Raw genomic sequence first — 19,852 nt, 5'->3', positions numbered from 1 at the left:
AAAAGGTAGATATTTTTGCTGTTGCAGAAATATCTACCTTTTTAGCTTTTAACTATCCTATGATAACGGGTTCTCATTACCATATTTAAAATAAATTAATGAATTTAAAAATCTCTGGTATTTATTAATTTCAGAACTAACTTCGCGTCCTCTAAATATTACTATTGAAATAACTTCCCATAAAAATACCCAGCCGCCTATGTTAAATCCTTGTTGCAATGTTTCTAAGATTATGTTTTCACCAACTATTGTACCTAAAAAAATAGACATTGCTAGTAAACTAAATGATGAAACTAAATATTTGAATAACCTACTATAATTCCCCTTTAAAACTCTAATTTCTTGATGCAAATAAAAGGAATAATAAGTTTTAATACCTGCAATTAACAATTCTTCTCTGGTTACATCTTTTCCCTCTTTAGGTAAGTAGAAACATATATCTACTCCATGTTTAGCCGGAATATCTTCAAAACAGTTTTCAAGAAAAAGTGCTAAATCCGGATCCATATCTCTTTTTCTAAAAGGAGCACGATCCCATTCATTAAATATGTCAGTGTATTTATCTATAGCTACCTGTATAACATAATTTCCTGTACTAGTATTTTTCTCGTAAATTTTTTGAAGATAATCACTTTTTTTAGCTTTCATGGGTTTTTCCTTTCCTCTATTATTCATGTTCTGCAAAATGTTTTGCATATTATCAACCTTCCATAACCGATTCAGTTATGACTTATTATACAACTTTTATTCACAAGAGCCAAAGGTCGCCATTCTAGGTAGTTTAGCGATTACCTAAACTATTCGAGTAATCCTCTAGTTTTCATTAAAGTCCTTATGTTTAGACTGTCATTTGCAAATATTTGAAATTTTACAGTTAATTATAAAATTAAATTCAAGTACCAGTTTAAAATTTTATCACCCCAAATTATCATTAAAAAAGCGGCTATTATAATAGATGGACCAAATGGCATTTCTGCTCTACCATTCTTTTTCTTGAATCTCATTAAATAAACACCAATGATTCCCCCAATTATAAAAGAAAAGAACATCATCGCAATGGTTAGTTTAAACCCTAAAAACAAACCACAAAGCCCGCAAATCTCTGCATCTCCCCAACCCATACCCTCTGTCCCAAGAATAAGTTTTGACAATAATATAATAAAGGTAATTGTACCTGCTCCGAGTATCCCTCCATAAATGTAGGTAACTATTGATTGTCCCATGTAGATATTCACTCCTAGTAAAACAATACCCATAGCAACAGCCAACCATGTTGTAGTGGTATATACTTCCATAGTATCATAATCTATCATAGCTATAACTATTAAAAAAGGTATAAGTATTAAATACCGTGCTAGATAAATACTGGCTCCATATTGAAAATAAGTTAATAAAAAAAATATAGCTGTTGTAATTTCTACCAGTGCATATCTGCTAGATATCCTCTCTCCGCAATTTCTACATTTGCCCCTTAAAAAAATCCAACTGAATACTGGTATAAGATCATAAGGTTTAATATCACTGCCACAAGAAGTACAGTGCGATGCTGGGTATGCTATATTTTCTCCTTTTGGAATTCTATATATACATACATTTAAAAAACTTCCTATTAATAATCCTAAGATAAAAATAATTATTCCGAAAATACTTTCCATAGGTAGAACCTCCTTGAATTTGCTTTTATATTTAAATACAAAGAAGCATTTATATTAATCTATTTTAATATAAGTTTTTAACTCTATTGTATTTATTTTCATTATTACTTTAACATATATAAGCAAATAATAACATTCAAAATATAAATTAATGATAATTAAATCCACAAAATGAGATGTTTTAGGAGGATTACTTTAATATAAAGTTTTTTCAAATATTAATGCAACGTAATCTTGTGAATGTCTAATAATTCAAAGTCCAAAGTCATTAAAACTTTGGACAAATAAATAAGACTACAGATATGCTTATTATTTTGCGGGAGGATAAACTCCCTTTTGTTTAGGATACAACTGGGCGCCGCCAACTGTAACAAAAACATTGTCATTACCATCGATTTCAACAAAAAACTCACCATCAGTAACTGCCTTAACATCAGGCTCTACTTGAAGATAATCCGTTATTTCTTTGCCTAAATGACTTGGTTTAAAGTAAGTTGCTTTTGTTATGCCATCCTTAGCAATAAGAGTATTTGTGGCATCACCAATAACCTTTGCGCTAGCTACATCAACTTTTGCTTTAGCATCCTTTTGTACCCCACTAAACTTAGGCACCGCAATCGCCGCTAAAATCCCAATAATTGAAATTACAATTATTAGTTCAATTAGGGTAAATCCTTTTTTCTTTTTAACATTTTTCATCATTCTTTGTTTCCCCTTTTGTTATCTTTTTATTTTAACTCCTTTTGAGAGCTAATAACTTTTAATTGAGTTGAGTTTTACATGTGAGACCCGTTTTATAGGACTCTGTATTTCTTCCATAAATAAGTAGCCAATTTATAGAAGAACTATAAACTGACTACCATGGTTATATTTACAATGTTATCCTTATTTATTATTTATATACATATTTGCATGCATCAGTTTCTGCTCACATTAGTTAAGTAAAAGAAATCTAGATGCTATTAAAAAAATAGGAACGCTATGGACTGCTATTTCAACCCATGGCTTTCCTACACTACATCAAATCCATATTTTTTATCAACTATTTTACTATTAAAGTCATACCTTATTAGCTTAAAAGACATATACAAGTCCCCTGAAGCTCCTAGTAAATTAATCAGGAATATTATACCTCCCAGCCAAATAGGTAGCAATAATGTTATAATGGACAGTACTGTTAAAGGTGCCATAAGGATGATTAGAAATTTAGTGCGATCTATAGGTAGCTCAGATATTTCCTGGGTATATGCATAAATGCCTTTGAATCCATACCTAACTTTACCACCAAAAGCTAAAAATGCTAATCCATGTATACTCTCATGGACAATTGATATAGGAATCATAAGAAGCAACACATATATGTAAAAATTAATGATTAAGTTTGACGTTGGGTAAAAAATAAAAGGTTTTAGAAAGAAATTATCTAGTATGTTATTTGCGCTACTCCCCAGGAGCTTTACGGTTATAAATGTTATTAAAATGCATATTACATGCGTTTTCCACGTAATTTTAAAAGACATGCCATCACCTCTTTTGAAAGTGTTGACATGTCTTTAAAATGTTAAACTATTTTTATTATTTATTACTTTAATTATTTGCATAATATATAGTTGGTGTACTGGCACTAGGTAACACAACCGTACTTATGTTATCAAGTACAACTTCATATGTTACACTATAATTTTGTCCGTTAGCATTATTTGTTACTTTATACTTTAGCATCCCCTTATCCGTAGCAGTCAAAAAAGATAAATCTGTTAGCATATCACCTATGGTTATTTCACTAACTAAAGTTTCATCACTATTTTTCCTTACTTGCTTTACTAAGTGATTACCTGTGTATGCTAATACATAATAATTAACATTCACATTTTGTTCTTTAACAATTGTTTTGTCACTATTTATTATTTTAGCACTTCTAATATCTTTTTTAATATAATCTCCAACTAGTCTAACAACTTGTTGATTATTCATTTGTATATTAATTTTTTTGAAATATCTATTTCCAAAATCTCCAATAGAAAAAATTAAAGCTATAGCCATTATCATTATTGGAATTGTTACAACCAATTCCAATAGTGTAAATCCCTTTTTATGAAAGCCCTTATTTTGATTCATTTAATATTACTCTCCTCTAAGCACTTCATCCAACGGAACAAAGGTAGATAGCGTTGTTTGGTTGTCGCCACTTTTATCAAAAGTAAACACCGTACCTTTAATGCTTCCAGGTGTTAGTATCATTATGCCCTCAGAATTTTTCAACGTCATTGGAATCATCTTGCTTGTTTGAACTACACCTGTAGTCGAATTACCTTTTATTGCATTCCCAATTATATTTTCAGCAGAAGAAACATTTATAGTCCTATTACCATTAACATGAATGTTTTTTAAGCTACCTGTAATAACTGGTAAAAATGCAACTAATACTATTGAAATTATTGCAAGCGAAGCGATTTCTTCTACTAATGTAACCCCGCTTTGTTTTGAAACAGTTTTCATAAACTCACTTCCTAAAAATAATTTTTTTTTATTTCCAATAGGAGATTTTGTATCTATCTGAATTAACAGATAAAGGTGGCAGGTCGCTAGGTAACTTTATTACAAATCCGCTATTAGTGACGGTAACTGTATTTCCAATAACAGCGCCTGTAATCTTTCCACTATTTAAAGTAATATCTGCATTAGGTGCATATAAAATTTGTGAACCTAAAAAGCTTCCACCATCAAAAAGAATGGATGTTCCTATGGAGGTCAAATTTCCTATAATCGCACCTGATCCAGTTAATATAATCTCCCCTGTGCCCCATGTAACAGAACCATAAATATGAGTTTCAGCATCCATAGTAAATGGAGTAGTATTGTTACAATAAAATTGTAATTTGTTTTTATCTCCATTTGATTTTCCATCGCTGTTAACATATCCTTTTAGGTTAGTACAATAGTCCACATATAGATTAACTTTATTACCTCCAGTAATTACAATTTTACCTTGTTTCATGTTTAAATTTTTTATTCTTATATTTCTATCCCCTGTACTTGTATTAATAGTTAGAGTAGTGTCATCTAATATTTCAATTTTTTCATAACATCCATCAGTGCTAATATTTACGCTACTAGCACCATTAATCGTAATATTACCCATATTTGCAAGACCATTTGGGAATCTTGGCATAACTGGCGTTGGGTAATTTCCAACAACAGTGTTAGGTGAATTCTCTACGGGTACAAGTTTAATCCAATTTCCTTGCTTTTTAACTACTGCACCTTCTAATTCACCATTGTTCCCAGTATTAGGAATTATAATTTTATGACCGCTCGTAATTACATCCTTATAATACTTAATTGAATTAGCAGCTATAGAGTTGGTCCCAATATCTCCATCCACACTACCGCCATTAAGAATAATACTACTATTAGCAAAAATAGCTGTAGTAATGATTGTAGGTGATATAGTATTTTTAAGAACAACTGTAACTGTATCTGTAATATATTTTGGACTTCCACCGGAGTCTTTACCATTATTAACTTTACCTGTTGATTTAATTAGTAATTTTCCATTTGTTATAGCCGGTATTGTTATGTTGAAATTACCATTACCAAAAATAGTATTATCAGAATGGAGTGGAAGTTGAGATACCAATGTACTCACATCCTTACTGTTCATAGATTCTATATATTTAGCCGCGGCTTCCGCCCCCGCTCTTGCTATATAATATGCTTGTGTCTTTTTTTCTTGATTTCTTGCATTGTTAGCTTCCCAAACTACACTAGTTCCTAAAGCCGAACACAAGATAAGTAAAACACCAACTATAGCAATTACCAGTAATAAAGAAGATCCCTTATGCCTTTGTAACTTTATATTTCTGCTCCTAGACACTAATATCAAGCCCCTTAATTAAACAAATTACTTTTCCCAACATTATCATCCTTAAAATCATAGCTTGGTTTGTTTTTAATAGTACCTTCAGTAGAATAGTAGTTCAAAACAATAGTTGCTTGTGTCCCCTTGCTTTCTCCCTGTGTTGAAGACATACTTATATCAACTATCTCAGCCAATCTACTATCCCCTTCTATGTCACTAATGAAACTTAAAACAGATGAATAATCACCGTTAATTATAACTGTTACTGGCACAAACATTAATTTATGATTTGTACTGTCAATAGAACTATCTACTTCATTGGCATTTGCAGTGATGTTTGCAGAATTATTCACACTATTTTTGGAAGAATAATTTACACTTTGCCCAAAGGCAACAGAAATTAGTTTAATTTTATTCTTAGCGGCAAAAGTATTTATGCTATAAGATATCTCAGGATTTCTTTCATTTTCAGGAAGCACCTTTACTGATTCATTATATATATTTTTAATATCTTCTAGCTTTTCAGTATTACTTATATTTGAACCATTAAATTTTTCAATCGAATCACATTCTATCTTTTTATCGCTTATGCTTTGATTTACAATCTTTATTTTTTGACTTATTGGTTTTAGAAAAAGATTGTAATATGGATACAAGATTACTAAAATGGTTCCTACTATAACCAGAAGTTTCTCTCTCTTACTAAAACTGCTCAATAAAATCACCTCAAAATTCTAAATATTTCTATTCACTTATCTCTATAGTAAATGTATACCCTTTTGTCTTAATATCAGAGTTATTTATGTTACCAATTTTAGCTATTGGATACTCAACTGACATTTGAAGATTTGCAGCAAAAGTGCTAATTGAAGCATAATTTGTTGAAGCTCCACCTATCATTATTGTTCCCTTTGAATAATTAATATCTGTAAGTGATACATCAACCGGAATATATTTTTCAAGATTTTTAATTTTGTTTGTGACACTTACCTTTTGCTTTATTAATAAATCTACTTCATTATTATATAAGTTATAGTTTTTAATATCTGACAAAATCTTTTTGTTTTCTTGAACGACTTCGTAATTGTCAGCAATTTCAGTTTTAAAATCCGATTCATCTGAAATAAGCTTATTCAAATAAAGCTTCGGGACATATACAATTGTAAAGAGTATTGCAAGAACTATAATTCCCATGGAAATATAGTTCTTGGCTTTTAATTTCCTCTCTCTTTTAACCTTTAGTTCGTAGGGTATTAAATTTAATTCAGACATGAGTTACTCCTTTCTAAGTAAAAGGCCTAGGGTGCCAATAAAATGTTTTATATTGCATTCAGTAGGAATTATTGTCTTCACTCCAATACTCTTAGCATCATCTAAAATATATACAGAGCAGTTAAAATAATTACTAACGTATTCACTTAAACCATTAATTACACAACCTCCGCCAATTAAATATATACTATCCAAATTACCCTTAGTTTTACCTATTGTAAAGAAAGTGACTATTTTTTCTAAAGATAATAAAACATTATTAAAAAGTGCTTTTATTCTGCCTTCAAGTTCATTATCATCTTTATTTTCTATAAAATTAATATTTTTTTCTAAATATTCAAATGCACTAATGTGCTCAATGTTTTCTTTTTTAATAATTTCCTTGAGTATATTATTTACACCAAATGGAATTTCTCTTTCAATAAAAAGTTTTCCTTTATCTAATATTATTATATTGGTATTGTTACTACCAATATCTATAACTCCAATATTCTCTGATGAAGTACTCTTTTTTGAAGCATCTTTAAACACTCTTCGTGCACAGTTAGAAGAAATATCTATTGCTACAATCTCTAAATTTAACATTTGAGAAATTTTAACTAATTGGTTGATTTTTTCTTTAGGTACAGCCGAAACTAAAAGTCTTAATGCTTTTTTTTCTGAGGTATCTATTTTCTCTATAATTTCATAATCGATAGTGTATTCGCTTATATCTCTTGGGAGATACTGATTCATTTCCCATTCAAGTGAAGTTTTTATTCCTCTATCATCCATTATTGGCATTTCTGTATGTCTTGATATAACCTCTTGTCCATGGATAGTAAAGGCAATCTCCTTTGTTCTAATGTTGTTCTTCTTTAAAAACACTCCAAGTGAATCCTTGATTTCTTCAAGATTCACTATTTTATCATCTTTAATGCTACCCTCTGAGGTTTTTATAGTTTCAAATAACTTAACTTGTTTTTTATTACCTATCATTATTTTCATACTGGTAGAACCTAAGTCTAGAGCAATTCTATCCTTTTCAAACACTTAATTCACCTCATGTTTAGTAATAAAATTTCATTCAATAATAAGCTTAACCAAAGCATTGAATCACCTTGATTAAGCTAAAAACCTTAAATTATTAGTTAGATGTTACCATTCCATTACTATCAAGAATTATATGATCTTTGCCAGCAGCTGCAATCACCTTTAATTGTGCTAATGTTGTGACCTCAGAAAATTCACTAGGTTTTACCTCTATAACTTTTCCAGTTCCAGTTCCTATAATTGCATCTAATCCAAGTTTAAAAGTACCTGTATCTGCAATTTGTGCAGTTTCATGATCAGCATTGTAGGCTGCTGCTGCATTCACTATAATTTTAGCATCCGATATAGCCTTAGCTTTCTTAGCACTGTCGGAATAGCCTGTAATTTTTGGCACCAAAATAGCACCTAGTATAGCAAGTATTGCTATAACTGCAATAAGCTCGATAAGTGTAAATCCTTTTTTCTTCTTTTTAATAATCGTTTCAATCATTTTATAATTCCTCCCTTTTCATATAATATTTATATTCATCAAAGTATTAGCTTTGATAATTATCAAATTTAGACCCTTTAGACCCCTACTGCATCATACATGCCAAAGATAGGTAGTATTATTGATACCACTATAAATCCGACTACCATTGCTAATCCTATTATTATAAGGGGTTCTATTAAAGCAGTCATTTGTGCTGTAGCGCTCGCTACCTCATCATCATAAAAATCAGCCGTTTTCTTTAAGACCTCATCCATATTACCAGATTCTTCACCTATTTTAATCATTTGAGTAAGCATCAGTGGAAAGATTTCCCTAGTTGACAAAGCATCACCAAGACCTATCCCTTTTTTAACTTCTTCTTTAATAGAAAAAAGTATATCACTAATTGTTCTACTATTAAGGACCTTCGCGCAGGTTTCTAAACTTTCAATCATTGGTACTCCACTAGATAAAAGTATTCCAAATGTTCTAGCAAATCTAGCTGTTACAATCTTCAAATATAGCTTCCCAAATATAGGCATTTTCATAGTATATCTATCATTTCTCAATTTTCTCTTACCCTTATTGCCCAAAATTTTAAACAATAGAAAAGTAAATAACATAATTAAAGTTACAGCTATTATATTTTCTCTAAAAAAATTACTGATGCCCATAACAATTTTAGTAGGAAGTGGAATTTTTCCTCCTGCGTCTATAATCATATTTGTAAATGTAGGCACCACAAAGATTACAATCCCAGTTACAACAATAAATGAAAAAATAACAATAACCTTTGGATATGTTATGGCCTGCTTTATTTTTTGCTGTAGTTTATGCTCATTCTCATAATACTTAGCTAATGTTCCCAAAATTGTGTCCAAATTCCCGCTAGTTTCTCCAACCTCAACCATATTTACTAGCATATCTGGAATATCTTTGTGTTCTCTAAGGGATATTGAAAAAGTTTTGCCCTTTTGTATCTCTTCGCTCACAACATATAAAACTTTTTTAAGCTTTGGATTTTCTGTCTGTTCTTTAACTATATCTACAGCCTTAACTATACTGATTCCCGCAGAAACTATAACTGAAAACTGTCTGCAAAATATTGATATATCCTTTGTACTAACCATTTTAAGAGAGCTTAAATCTACATTTAAGGATTTCTTATATTCTTTTATTCTAACAGGATAATAGCTTTTCTCTCTAAGCATCATACTTACAGCTCTTTCATTTGAGGCCTCCATTTTACCTTTTAATGAAACACCTTGAACGTTTTTTGCCTCATATACGAAAACCGGCACTCGTACACCCCCTTTATAGTTAGCACGACTGCTAACTATCCTTTGAAAAAGCTATTTTTATTAATTCATCTATTGTAGTTTCACCACTATAAACCAGCTCCTCACAGGACTTTTTAAGGGTTTTCATTCCATTTCTAATGCTTATATCTTTAATTTGATCTATGCTTTTGTTAAGTAGAATGCTTTCCCTTATTTCTCTAGTAATTTCCATAATCTCATAGACACCTGTTCTGCCCGAAAACCCACTGTTATTACAGTAGGTACAACCCTCGCCTTTATAAAGCTTTAGCGTCTCTTGCTCTTCTAATCCTAATATTGTTTTTTCATAACTACTAGCTTCGAAAGAAGTTTTACAGTGCTTACATATCCTCCGCACAAGTCTTTGTGAAATAACTCCACTTACCGAAGTTGCCACTAGGTATGGTTCTATTCCCATGTCCGAAAGTCTTACTACTGCTGAGGCCGCATCGTTGGTATGAATAGTGCTTAAAACCAAATGTCCTGTAATAGCGGACCTAATCGCTATTTCTGCTGTTTCACTATCTCTGATTTCACCTATCATTATTATATCTGGATCTTGTCTTAAAATAGATCTAAGGCCTGACGCAAAGGTTAGTCCCGCCTTAATATTCACATTAACTTGATTTATATCATCTATTAAGTATTCTACTGGGTCTTCTACAGTTATAATATTAGTATTTTCCTTATTCAAATCACTTAAAATACTATATAACGTGGTAGACTTACCACTTCCTGTAGGCCCCGTTACTAAAATAATACCGTAAGGGCTTTTAATTATACCCTCTACCTTTTCTAAGTCATCTTTACTTAATCCTAGTTGCTTCTTAGATTTAAGAAAGTTTTCTCTGTCAAGCACTCTAATAACCACTTTCTCTCCATAAACCGTAGGAAGAATAGATACGCGAAGATCGTAATCTTTTTTCTCTATATTCATTAGTATTCTTCCATCTTGAGGAAGTCTTTTCTCTGCTATATTCATGTTACCAAGTATTTTTATTCTTGTTACCAATGCAGCTAAGGTTTCCTTGGGAGACTTCAATACTTCATGAAGCTCACCATCGATTCTATATCTAACCCTAACATACTCATCAAAGGGTTCTATGTGAATGTCACTAGCCCTGCTTTTTACTGCATTTTTAACTAGAGAATCTACAAGCCTTACCGCAGGAGCATTCTTAATGTTTTCAAGACTATCAGATTCCTCCACGCTAAGTCCCTTTATATCACTTTGAGTTTGAGATTTTACTAGTTCATTTGCTGCCTTTTGAACATATTGCGACGAGTAATATCTATCTATAGACTTTTTAATGGCTGTTTGAGTTGTAATTAAAGGTTCTACCTCGTAACCTGATGATATGCCCACATCATCGATTGCAAACACATTTAATGGGTCTGCCATAGCAACTTTGATTTTATTGTCTTCTATATCTATAGGAATCAAATTGTATCTAAGAGCTAGACTTTCAGATATACATTTAACTGCTTCCATATTTACAACAGTTCTTTCTAAATCTACTCTCATAATTCCTAGTTGTATTTCAAGTACATCTATTATTACATCTTCCGTTAAAATATTGTCCTCTATAAGTTGTTCTCCAAGTCTTTTCCCAGATATTCTTTGTTTTTTCAAAACTGATTTCAACTGTTCTTCAGTTATTTTCTTGGTTTGAACAAGTATATATCCTAATTTCTGTTTATTTTGAAGACTCATATTTCCCCACTCCTAATCATGTTTTCACTGTTATTAAATTTCTCATTAATAGCTTCATAACACATTATATAATATTTAGTACGCTAAATTTAAATACCCCTCTGACAGTATATGTACTCATATCAAAAATATTTACGGATTTTTTATTTTTTTTAAATCCAATCACAATACCCGCCATCAGTGCACCCCTTATTTTGCAAATTATATGCATAGTTTTTTATGAATATTCAACATAATTATAAAGAAAACGTTAATTTTGTGGGATAAATAAATATCCCTATATCTCCTTTTCATAAATATACTTTATTAATTAATATGTTCATCATTTAGAAATGGGTTTAAAAAAAATCTTACAATAATATTAATTATTATTGTAAGATTTTTATTTCCGCTATTATTCGACAATAAGCTTTATAAATGCATGCTTATTATAGTCAAACAATCCTCTAGTAGTAATTTTAACTTCAGGTATTACTGGAAGTGCCATAAAAGATAAGCTTACAAAAGGGTCATATTCCTCTCGTACTCCAAAGCCTCTGGCAATTCTACTAAGCCTATTTAGGTGCTCTGACACCATATATGGGGACTCAAAGGTCATTAGCCCCGCAATTGGCAAGCTTAGCTGAGCAATAACTTTCCCCTCAGACACCATAGCTATACCTCCACCAATCGAAACAAGAGTATTAACTGCCACCTCCATGTCCTTATCATTATCTCCAACGACTATAAGGTTGTGAGAATCATGGACTATAGTTTGTGCTATGGAGCAATGTTTTAATCCTAATCCTTCTATAAATCCAACAAAATGCTTACCTGTATTATGATGTCTTTCAATTACTGCTATTTTTAAAACATCTCTTTCTGCCACTCTCTTTATATAACCAAGTTCACTTTCTGTTTTCCTCTGTACCAATTTAGTTCGCAAGGAATTCGGAATTAATTTTATCACATTTACAGCTTTAGCATTACTTTTAACTTTGAAAATTTCACTATCTATAAAATCCATATGCATGGACGATTTTATTTTTAAGTCTACATGTTTTGTGCCCGGTAATTCTTTATACTCTTTACCATTTTTTATAACTTTCATTATATTTACGCCCTTTAAGTCTTCAAATAGCACTAAATCTGCTTTATATCCTGGTGCTATAGCTCCTCTATCCAACAAACCATAACATTTAGCTGCATTAAATGAGGCCATTATAAACGCATTTATAGGATTAATTCCCTGCTTTATAGAAATTCTAATACAGTTATCTATGGAGCCACTCTCTAGTAAATCGTCTACATGTCTATCATCCGTGCAAAATAAAAATCTTCCGAAGTTATTCTTGGTAACAGCGGGAAGAATTTCCTTTAAATTTCTTGCAGCTGATCCTTCTCGCAGCATTACGTACATTCCCCTACTAACTTTTAGTAAGGCTTCTTTGGCATTTTCGCTTTCATGATCTGTTCTTACACCGCAGCTTAAGTATGCATTTAACTCCCTAGGCGATATATTAGGACAGTGACCATCTATATGTTTGTGCTTTGCTATATCTATTTTTTTTAATATATTTTCATCCTTATTTGTAACTGCGGTCACATCCATTACTTCACCGAGACCTAAAACTAGCTTATTATTGATTAATTTATCAAAATTATTAGCATTAAGAACGAATCCACTATCCTCAAAGTTTGTTGCCGGAACACAAGAAGGTAGCATAAAAAAAACATCTATAGGTGCTTTTTTACTATTATTTATCATAAAGTTAATACCGTTCATTCCTTCTACATTAGCTATTTCATGTGGATCTGCTATTATTGTAGTTACACCTTTTTTAATTATCACCTCCGCAAACTGCTTGGGCATAATCATGGAGGATTCTATGTGTACATGCGAATCAATGAATCCCGGCGAAACATATAAATCTGAGCAATCAATTTCAGCGGTTCCATCGTATTCACCAATTCCTATAATAGTATCGCCTAGTATAGCAATATCCCCTCTATCTATATTTTCAGTAAACACATTTATAAAATTCGCATTCTTTAGCACTAAATCTGCTTTAACCCTTCCCATCGCTGCATCAATGTTTCTCCGAGTCTGCTCCATATGCTTCCCTCCTCTAATAATTTTAAAACACCCTTCTATTAAATTATTATGGAAATGCTTACAGTATTCCTCATTACTAAGTTAATCTAAAATTTTTTAGCAAATAAAAAAACACAGCTATTGATGTGCTATGCTTTCCTCAGTTTTTAACTGTATTTTATTGTACCAATCAACATATATATAAAATAAACTAACAACATCTTGTTGATTATATAATAATATTTTTTCTTTTTTTTCTTTAGGCATTCTATTTATATACTCAGCATCTTTTACTATTTTACCAAAGGTTTTAGCTAAATTAGAGCCACTAATTACCTCACTTTCGCGATCAATCTCAAATATCTTTTCTAGAGCTTTAAGCCCAATACATGTTCCTTCAGCTTTTTCATAACATTTCTGCAAATCTACTTCGCCAAAATACCCTTCTAGTATAAAATCTATTTTATGAGCTTTTAACAAATAGTTTATAACTGTAAAATCATTATTCCCTGAAAATGTAACGATGAATTTTTTATTATACTTCATCTTCATTTCTTCAAAATAATTTTTAGCTAAAGATAATATTTCTATAGCATCTTTTTTATTTTCCGCCATATATTGGGTAACCTTTAACTCATTTGAAATTTCATCATAATAGCAGCACCCAAAAACTCCTATACATATGGGCTTTTTATAAATGTAATGTTCTAAATCAAAAAACAATGCATCTTTAAAGAGTTGCTTATTTCCGTCTATAGTAAGGGCCCCTTCCACTGAAATTTCCCCTACCTTAATACTACTAAGTTTTGTAATCACAATATCACTCTTTTCTACTAAGTTTTCTAAAAAGCAAAACCGTAAATTTGCACATGTCTAATTTAAACCTCTGCTCTATTTATATGTTATCACATTTCCACTATTTTATAAAATCATTTTTAAAATTTAATGATTTTTCTTGTTACTTCATATTGACACTAATAGATAAACATGTTAAAATTACAATTGAGAATTGTTTTCATTAAGGAGTGATTATTATAAGTATTTACGATTTAAAGCCAGGAGATAAAGCGCTCATTGACTCCGTTTGCGGGGATGATAAATTTGCTAAAAGATTACTCGCATTAGGCTTCATAGAAGGTACTGAAGTTAAATTAGTAGCTACCGCACCTCTAGGGGATCCTATAATTATAAATTTACGCGGTTTCAATTTAGCCATTAGAAAAAATGACGCTAAAAATATATCTATAAAAATTGCATAATTATTATAGCGAGATATAATAAGGAGGATTTGAATGATTACTGCTGCTTTACTAGGTAATCCTAATGTTGGCAAAACAACTCTATTTAATGCACTTACAGGTTCTAACCAATATGTAGGTAATTGGGCTGGAGTGACCGTAGAAAAAAAAGAAGGCTTTATAGCTAATAAAATTAAAATTGTTGACTTGCCTGGTATTTATGCCATGGACACTTATTCAAACGAAGAAAAAGTTTCCAAGGAATTTTTGCAAAGCAGTAACGTAGATGTAATTGTAAATATTGTTGATGCATCGAGCCTTGATAGAAATTTATACCTTACAACTCAATTAAAACAATTTAACAAACCGATAATTTTAGTATTAAACATGATAGACGTAGCAATATCTAAGGGAATAGACATTAATTTAAAACTTTTAGAACAAAAACTAGGGGTAAAAATAATACCTATAGTAGCTTCAAAAGGTAAAGGTATTTCTGATGTTCGCGATTGCCTCCTCAAAAAGGATTATATTACCACTTCTACAAACAGTCTAAAATTTAAAGATGAAAAAGAAACTTATGATTACATTGAATGTTTATTAAAATCAATTACTAATAAAAACACTGATAATAAAGCTTCTATTACAGAAAAAATAGATAAAATTGTGCTTAATAGAATACTTGCTTATCCGCTATTTTTCGGAAGTTTATTTTTAATTTTTATGTTTACATTTACCTGGGTTGGACAACCTTTAGCTGATCTTCTAGATAGTTTGCTTAATGATTTTTTCGTTCCATTTTTACGTATTGTACTTGCGAGTAACAGCGCTTGGTTTTCTTCTCTACTAATTGATGGTATCGTAGGCGGAGTTGGTTCCGTAATAGTATTTTTACCTGTTATATTGACATTATTCTTAGGTATTTCATTTTTAGAAGACAGTGGATACATGGCAAGAGCTGCTTTTATAATGGATAAGTTAATGAGAAAAATGGGCTTATCAGGTAAAGCTTTTATTCCTTTAATTGTTGGTTTCGGTTGCTCTGTTCCAGCTATAATGTCTGCTAGAACTCTAGAGAGTGATAAAGACAGAAAATTAACAGCACTTTTAGTTCCTCTTATGTCCTGCAATGCCAGGCTTCCAGTTTATGCATTGTTTGCATCAATATTTTTTCCTGGAAGAGAAACCTTCATGGTATTTTCATTATACTTACTAGGTATTGGTTTAGCCTTTGGAATTGGCCTACTATTTAAAAATACTTTATTCAAAAAGGATGAAGAACCTTTTATTATAGAATTACCTGTATATAAATTACCAGAACCAAAAAGCTTATTAATACACACTTGGCAAAAAGGTAAAGGCTTCTTAAAGAAAGCCGGCACTATAATTTTCTCAATTTCCGTAATAATATGGTTTTTATCAAATTTCAATACTACAGGTATGGTTGATATAAACATTAGCTTTTTAGCTTCAATAGGAAAATTTATAAATCCAGTATTTATACCACTTGGATTTGCTTCATGGCAAAATTCGGTAGCACTTTTAACTGGTCTTATGGCTAAGGAAGTAGTTGTAGGTACAATGGGTGTTATATATGGAGGTAATTTAAAACATATTTTAGCTAATTATTTTACGCCACTATCGGCTTATAGTTTCTTAGTTTTCGTATTATTATATACTCCCTGTGTATCGGTAATCGCAACTATGAAAAAGGAATATGGAAATAAAATGGCAATTTTTTCTTTAACATATCAATTGCTATTAGCTTGGATAGTTTCTTTTATAATATTTAATGTAGGTAGTGTTATAATTGGATAATAAAAAATTTATAGCATAAAATATATAGTATAAAATATAAAGAGGTGATGCTAGCGTGGAATTTATTATTGTTGGTGTGATTATAGTTGTAGCTGGATATATCTTGTATTCTAATATAAAAAAGCAAGCAAGTGGTGATTGTGGTTGTGGAAATGGCTGTAAAGGCTGTAGCCATAGCTGTGAGCTAAAGCCCCCCAATAAAATTCAATAAAAAAAGCAGTGGTATAGTACATTTTTGTACTATACCACTGTTTTTTTTAATCTTAACTCTGCACTATTTTGCTAATATAGATAACCTGGTACTCACCATTTTTAGTGGTTCATTAGTGGTTCTATTACTTTTCAAAAAAGCTATTTGTTTTTTAGCTAATTTTTCTTTTCTCTTAAGATCCAAATCATTTTCAATAATATCAACTACATTGAAAATTTTAGGCAAATTCACAACATCCTCATAATTATGAAGCATAAGAATTTCCTTAGACTTTTCATCATGTTTTACTAGGTATTCATTATATAGTTCAACCCACATAGCCCCATTTATTTCATCTTTTCTGTTAATACCAGTGAACTGCTCTACACTTTTTAAACTGCAATTTTTAATTCCCATTTTTTTATGAAAAGGTCTTATAATCCTAAATAAATCTATATGTTCCCTTGGCATTCTAAACCCAAGATTATATCTGTACATCTTTCTAATTATGAAGGGCTCATCAAAGGCTGTTCCATTATAAGAACACCATCTTTTAAAATTACCCATCGCTTTCTTAAGTTCTTTCAAAAGACTCTCCTCGTCGCTTGGCGCCTCCGCAAAATATTGAACGATTTCAAATTCATCTTTGTTTAAGTAATACCCTAAAGATATCAATACTATTTTATCATATTCCATATCGAACCCTGTAGCTTCAATATCTAAATACGCAATAGTGTCCATCTTATATTTGGTGAAAATTTCGTTAGGCAAAATAACCTTAATTTTGTATTTTTTGATAAACATAGTTCCCCCTAATCTATAAAAAAAGAAAAGTATCTATTACAACAAATGTGTTTTTTATTTGCTAAATAATTCTAAACAAGTTTTACATTTTTCTATAATCTAATAATACATTAAAAACAGCGTTATTGCAAATAATTGCAATAACGCAAATCCAAAGGAATACCGAGTATATGCTACATTCTGTCTACAACTTCTATCCCTATAAGGTTTAACGCGTTCTTGATTACTTGGCAAGTAGATTCTACCATTTTAATTTTTGCTTTTTTATTCGATTCATCTTCTAAATTTGATATATTGTGCTGATTATAAAATTTATTAAATGCCTTTGCTACCTCAATAACATATCTTGTAACCATAGATGGTTCTAATTTATCAATAGCAGCCATAATTGCACTTTGGAAACCTTCTAACTGCTTAACAAGTTCAAATTCTTCTTTAGAATTTAATTTATTATAATCAGGTTCTACATTAGTTCTAACTTCATTAGTTTCAGGTTTATTGCTATTTTCTCCAACTTTTCTTAATATGCTTTTTGCTCTTGCATAAGTATATTGCACATAAGGACCTGTTTCCCCATCAAAGCTAAGCATTTCTTCCCAATTGAAGACAATATCTCTTTCTCTATGATTTTTTAAATAAGTGAATACAATAGCACCTATTCCTACTTTTTTAGCTACATCTTCTTTGTTTTCAAGCTCTGGATTTTTTTCATTTATTACTTCAAGAGTTTTAACCACTGCTTGATCTAATAATTCATCTAAGAAAATAACATCGCCTTTTCTTGTAGATAATTTTTTATCTGCAAATCTTACTGTGCCAAAAGGTACATGCACACAATCATCTGCCCACTCATTGCCCATAAGCTTTAAAGTAGTAAATACTTGTTTAAAATGAAGAGCTTGATCTTTTCCAACTACATAAATATTTTTATGAAAATCATAAGTCTTCTTTCTGTAAGTTGCTGCAGCTAAATCACGAGTAGCATAAATTGTAGCACCGTCTGATTTTTTAATTATGCAAGGTGGTATATTGTATTCATCGAGCATTACAACTTTAGCTCCATTACTGTCTACAAGTAGGCCCTTTGAATCTATGTCTTTTATTATGTCATCCATTTTATCACAGTAAAAACTTTCCCCAGCATAAGAATCAAATTCAACATTTAAAGTTTTGTAAAGTTTCTTAAACTCTACTAGGCTTAAGTCTCTAAATTTAGTCCAAAGCTTAACTTCATCAACGCAACCGTCTTCTAATTTCCTAAAATACATTTTTGCTTCATCATTAAGTGTTGGGTCAATATCAGCCTCTTCATGGAATTTCACATAAATTCTTAATAATTCATTAATAGGCTCTTTTTCTAATGCATCTTCGTCTACCCAGTTTTTATAGGCGTAAATAAGCTTACCAAATTGTGTTCCCCAATCCCCAAGATGATTAATTCCAGTACAATTATATCCTTCAAAAGAAAGTATCTTATATAAAGAGTTACCTATAACTGTAGTGAATAAATGTCCTACGTGAAATGGCTTTGCTATATTAGGTGATGAATACTCTACTATCATATTCTTACCTTCACCTATTTTAGATGAACCATAGCTTTCTCCCTCTTCTAATATTTTTTCTATAGTATTTTTAATAAATACTCCTTTGTCTAGAAAGAAATTTAAGTAAGGACCAAAGCACTCTATTTTTTCAAAACCCTCATTTTCAATTTTTCCTTTTAGGTCATTAGCTATCATATTAGGCGCTTTTTTCATAGTTTTTGCTAATTGAAAACACGGAAAAGCAAACTCTCCCATTTCAGGTCTTGGGGGTATTTCAATTAACTTCTCTATTGTTTCTATATCGAGCTCCACCAATTGTTTAATTCTTTCTGCAACTATTTTTTTATAATCCATAAAAATTCCCTCCTGTATTGCTCTGCGGTAGATAACAATTGTTATCCCTCCTGCGCTGCATTTCACTTGATACACTTATTAATTGTAATCCTAATTTCAAAATCCATATATATTGTAATATAACAAAAACCCATCTCTAAATAAAGAGACGGGTTATACTTCCGCTGTACCACTCTAGTTGACTATAAAGTCCACTCAATGTGTTAACGCTACTCGCGGCTTACCCTATAAGAGTCAAAAATACTTTTAACTAGTTCAGGCAGCTTCTCCAAGGTTCTCTTCCTAAAATTAATTTAATACTAATTTTGTTAAATAGTTGCCCACTTAACTTCCTATACCTTACAAGGCTTACACTCTACCCTTGCTCGCTTTAAGATTAATAAGAAAGTACTGTCCTTTTCATGGAATTTAATGATTATATAATTATATAATTACTCAATAATAGCTTAAATTATATCACTACAGTACATATTTGTCAATTTTTTTACAATTTGTTTTGCATAT

The 19,852-nt window shown here is 30.9% G+C and carries 20 protein-coding genes; 3 read left to right on the top strand and 17 right to left on the bottom strand.

Annotated elements, in window-relative coordinates:
• Window positions 1–57 precede the first annotated feature (57 nt).
• The 15 genes from KTC92_RS00100 to KTC92_RS00030 all read right to left on the bottom strand — a co-directional run bounded on the left by KTC92_RS00100 (window position 58) and on the right by KTC92_RS00030 (window position 14,216).
• Window positions 58–696 carry a hypothetical protein gene (locus KTC92_RS00100; protein ID WP_165411984.1) on the bottom strand — a complete coding sequence of 213 codons (639 nt, stop codon included), beginning with the start codon at window positions 694–696 and terminating at the stop codon, window positions 58–60.
• 182 nt (window positions 697–878) lie between these two features.
• Window positions 879–1,655 (bottom strand): A24 family peptidase, encoded by a 777-nt coding sequence (locus tag KTC92_RS00095; RefSeq protein WP_216301701.1) that lies wholly within the window; start codon window positions 1,653–1,655, stop codon window positions 879–881.
• Between the two features lie 309 nt (window positions 1,656–1,964).
• Window positions 1,965–2,357, bottom strand: a complete 393-nt coding sequence (locus KTC92_RS18575) for a prepilin-type N-terminal cleavage/methylation domain-containing protein (protein ID WP_290441233.1) — start codon at window positions 2,355–2,357, stop codon at window positions 1,965–1,967.
• Window positions 2,358–2,665: 308 nt separating this feature from the next.
• Window positions 2,666–2,998 carry a DUF3267 domain-containing protein gene (locus KTC92_RS00085; protein ID WP_216301700.1) on the bottom strand — a complete coding sequence of 111 codons (333 nt, stop codon included), beginning with the start codon at window positions 2,996–2,998 and terminating at the stop codon, window positions 2,666–2,668.
• 244 nt (window positions 2,999–3,242) lie between these two features.
• Window positions 3,243–3,773, bottom strand: a complete 531-nt coding sequence (locus KTC92_RS00080) for a type II secretion system protein J (protein WP_220286005.1) — start codon at window positions 3,771–3,773, stop codon at window positions 3,243–3,245.
• A gap of 6 nt (window positions 3,774–3,779) precedes the next feature.
• Complete coding sequence (locus tag KTC92_RS00075; protein WP_220286006.1) at window positions 3,780–4,154, bottom strand: type II secretion system protein; 375 nt, start codon at window positions 4,152–4,154, stop codon at window positions 3,780–3,782.
• A gap of 28 nt (window positions 4,155–4,182) precedes the next feature.
• Window positions 4,183–5,532, bottom strand: coding sequence for a hypothetical protein (locus tag KTC92_RS00070; protein WP_220286007.1), 1,350 nt, complete (start codon window positions 5,530–5,532; stop codon window positions 4,183–4,185).
• Between the two features lie 14 nt (window positions 5,533–5,546).
• The gene (locus KTC92_RS00065) at window positions 5,547–6,233 is read right to left on the bottom strand and encodes a hypothetical protein (protein ID WP_220286008.1); all 687 of its coding nucleotides are present in this window, start codon (window positions 6,231–6,233) and stop codon (window positions 5,547–5,549) included.
• A gap of 28 nt (window positions 6,234–6,261) precedes the next feature.
• Window positions 6,262–6,789: a PilN domain-containing protein gene (locus KTC92_RS00060; RefSeq protein WP_220286009.1), complete on the bottom strand. Its 528-nt coding sequence runs from the start codon at window positions 6,787–6,789 to the stop codon at window positions 6,262–6,264.
• Window positions 6,790–6,792: 3 nt separating this feature from the next.
• Entirely contained in the window at window positions 6,793–7,821 is a 1,029-nt protein-coding gene (gene pilM / locus KTC92_RS00055) for a type IV pilus assembly protein PilM (protein ID WP_216301694.1), read from the bottom strand.
• 94 nt (window positions 7,822–7,915) lie between these two features.
• Window positions 7,916–8,311 (bottom strand): type II secretion system protein, encoded by a 396-nt coding sequence (locus tag KTC92_RS00050; protein ID WP_220286010.1) that lies wholly within the window; start codon window positions 8,309–8,311, stop codon window positions 7,916–7,918.
• Between the two features lie 77 nt (window positions 8,312–8,388).
• The gene (locus KTC92_RS00045; protein ID WP_220286011.1) at window positions 8,389–9,594 is read right to left on the bottom strand and encodes a type II secretion system F family protein; all 1,206 of its coding nucleotides are present in this window, start codon (window positions 9,592–9,594) and stop codon (window positions 8,389–8,391) included.
• 31 nt (window positions 9,595–9,625) lie between these two features.
• Window positions 9,626–11,326 carry a GspE/PulE family protein gene (locus KTC92_RS00040; RefSeq protein WP_220286012.1) on the bottom strand — a complete coding sequence of 567 codons (1,701 nt, stop codon included), beginning with the start codon at window positions 11,324–11,326 and terminating at the stop codon, window positions 9,626–9,628.
• A gap of 394 nt (window positions 11,327–11,720) precedes the next feature.
• Window positions 11,721–13,421 carry an adenine deaminase gene (gene ade, locus KTC92_RS00035; RefSeq protein WP_220286013.1) on the bottom strand — a complete coding sequence of 567 codons (1,701 nt, stop codon included), beginning with the start codon at window positions 13,419–13,421 and terminating at the stop codon, window positions 11,721–11,723.
• Between the two features lie 117 nt (window positions 13,422–13,538).
• Window positions 13,539–14,216, bottom strand: coding sequence for a ribonuclease H-like domain-containing protein (locus KTC92_RS00030; protein WP_216301689.1), 678 nt, complete (start codon window positions 14,214–14,216; stop codon window positions 13,539–13,541).
• Window positions 14,217–14,434: 218 nt separating this feature from the next.
• Between KTC92_RS00030 and KTC92_RS00025 the strand changes: the two genes are divergently transcribed.
• Genes KTC92_RS00025 through KTC92_RS00015 form a run of 3 tightly spaced genes read left to right on the top strand, consistent with a single transcriptional unit; the run spans window position 14,435 to window position 16,667 of the window.
• On the top strand, window positions 14,435–14,659 hold the full coding sequence (locus KTC92_RS00025; RefSeq protein WP_165414912.1) for a ferrous iron transport protein A: 225 nt from the start codon (window positions 14,435–14,437) through the stop codon (window positions 14,657–14,659).
• A 33-nt stretch (window positions 14,660–14,692) separates the two neighbouring features.
• Entirely contained in the window at window positions 14,693–16,456 is a 1,764-nt protein-coding gene (gene feoB / locus KTC92_RS00020; RefSeq protein ID WP_216301688.1) for a ferrous iron transport protein B, read from the top strand.
• A gap of 55 nt (window positions 16,457–16,511) precedes the next feature.
• A complete protein-coding gene (locus KTC92_RS00015) occupies window positions 16,512–16,667 on the top strand; it encodes a FeoB-associated Cys-rich membrane protein (RefSeq protein WP_220286014.1) in 156 nt (51 codons plus the stop codon).
• A 63-nt stretch (window positions 16,668–16,730) separates the two neighbouring features.
• On the opposite strand, the gene KTC92_RS00010 is transcribed toward KTC92_RS00015, so the two are convergent.
• Both KTC92_RS00010 and argS read right to left on the bottom strand, forming a co-directional pair.
• On the bottom strand, window positions 16,731–17,450 hold the full coding sequence (locus tag KTC92_RS00010; RefSeq protein ID WP_216301687.1) for a ribonuclease H-like domain-containing protein: 720 nt from the start codon (window positions 17,448–17,450) through the stop codon (window positions 16,731–16,733).
• A gap of 173 nt (window positions 17,451–17,623) precedes the next feature.
• Window positions 17,624–19,348, bottom strand: coding sequence for an arginine--tRNA ligase (gene argS, locus KTC92_RS00005; protein ID WP_216301686.1), 1,725 nt, complete (start codon window positions 19,346–19,348; stop codon window positions 17,624–17,626).
• Between the last annotated feature and the right edge of the window lie 504 nt (window positions 19,349–19,852).

Source organism: Clostridium sp. CM027, from assembly GCF_024730565.1.
Lineage (GTDB): Bacteria > Bacillota > Clostridia > Clostridiales > Clostridiaceae > Clostridium_AD > Clostridium_AD estertheticum_B.
This window is presented reverse-complemented; position numbering and strand designations above follow the sequence as displayed.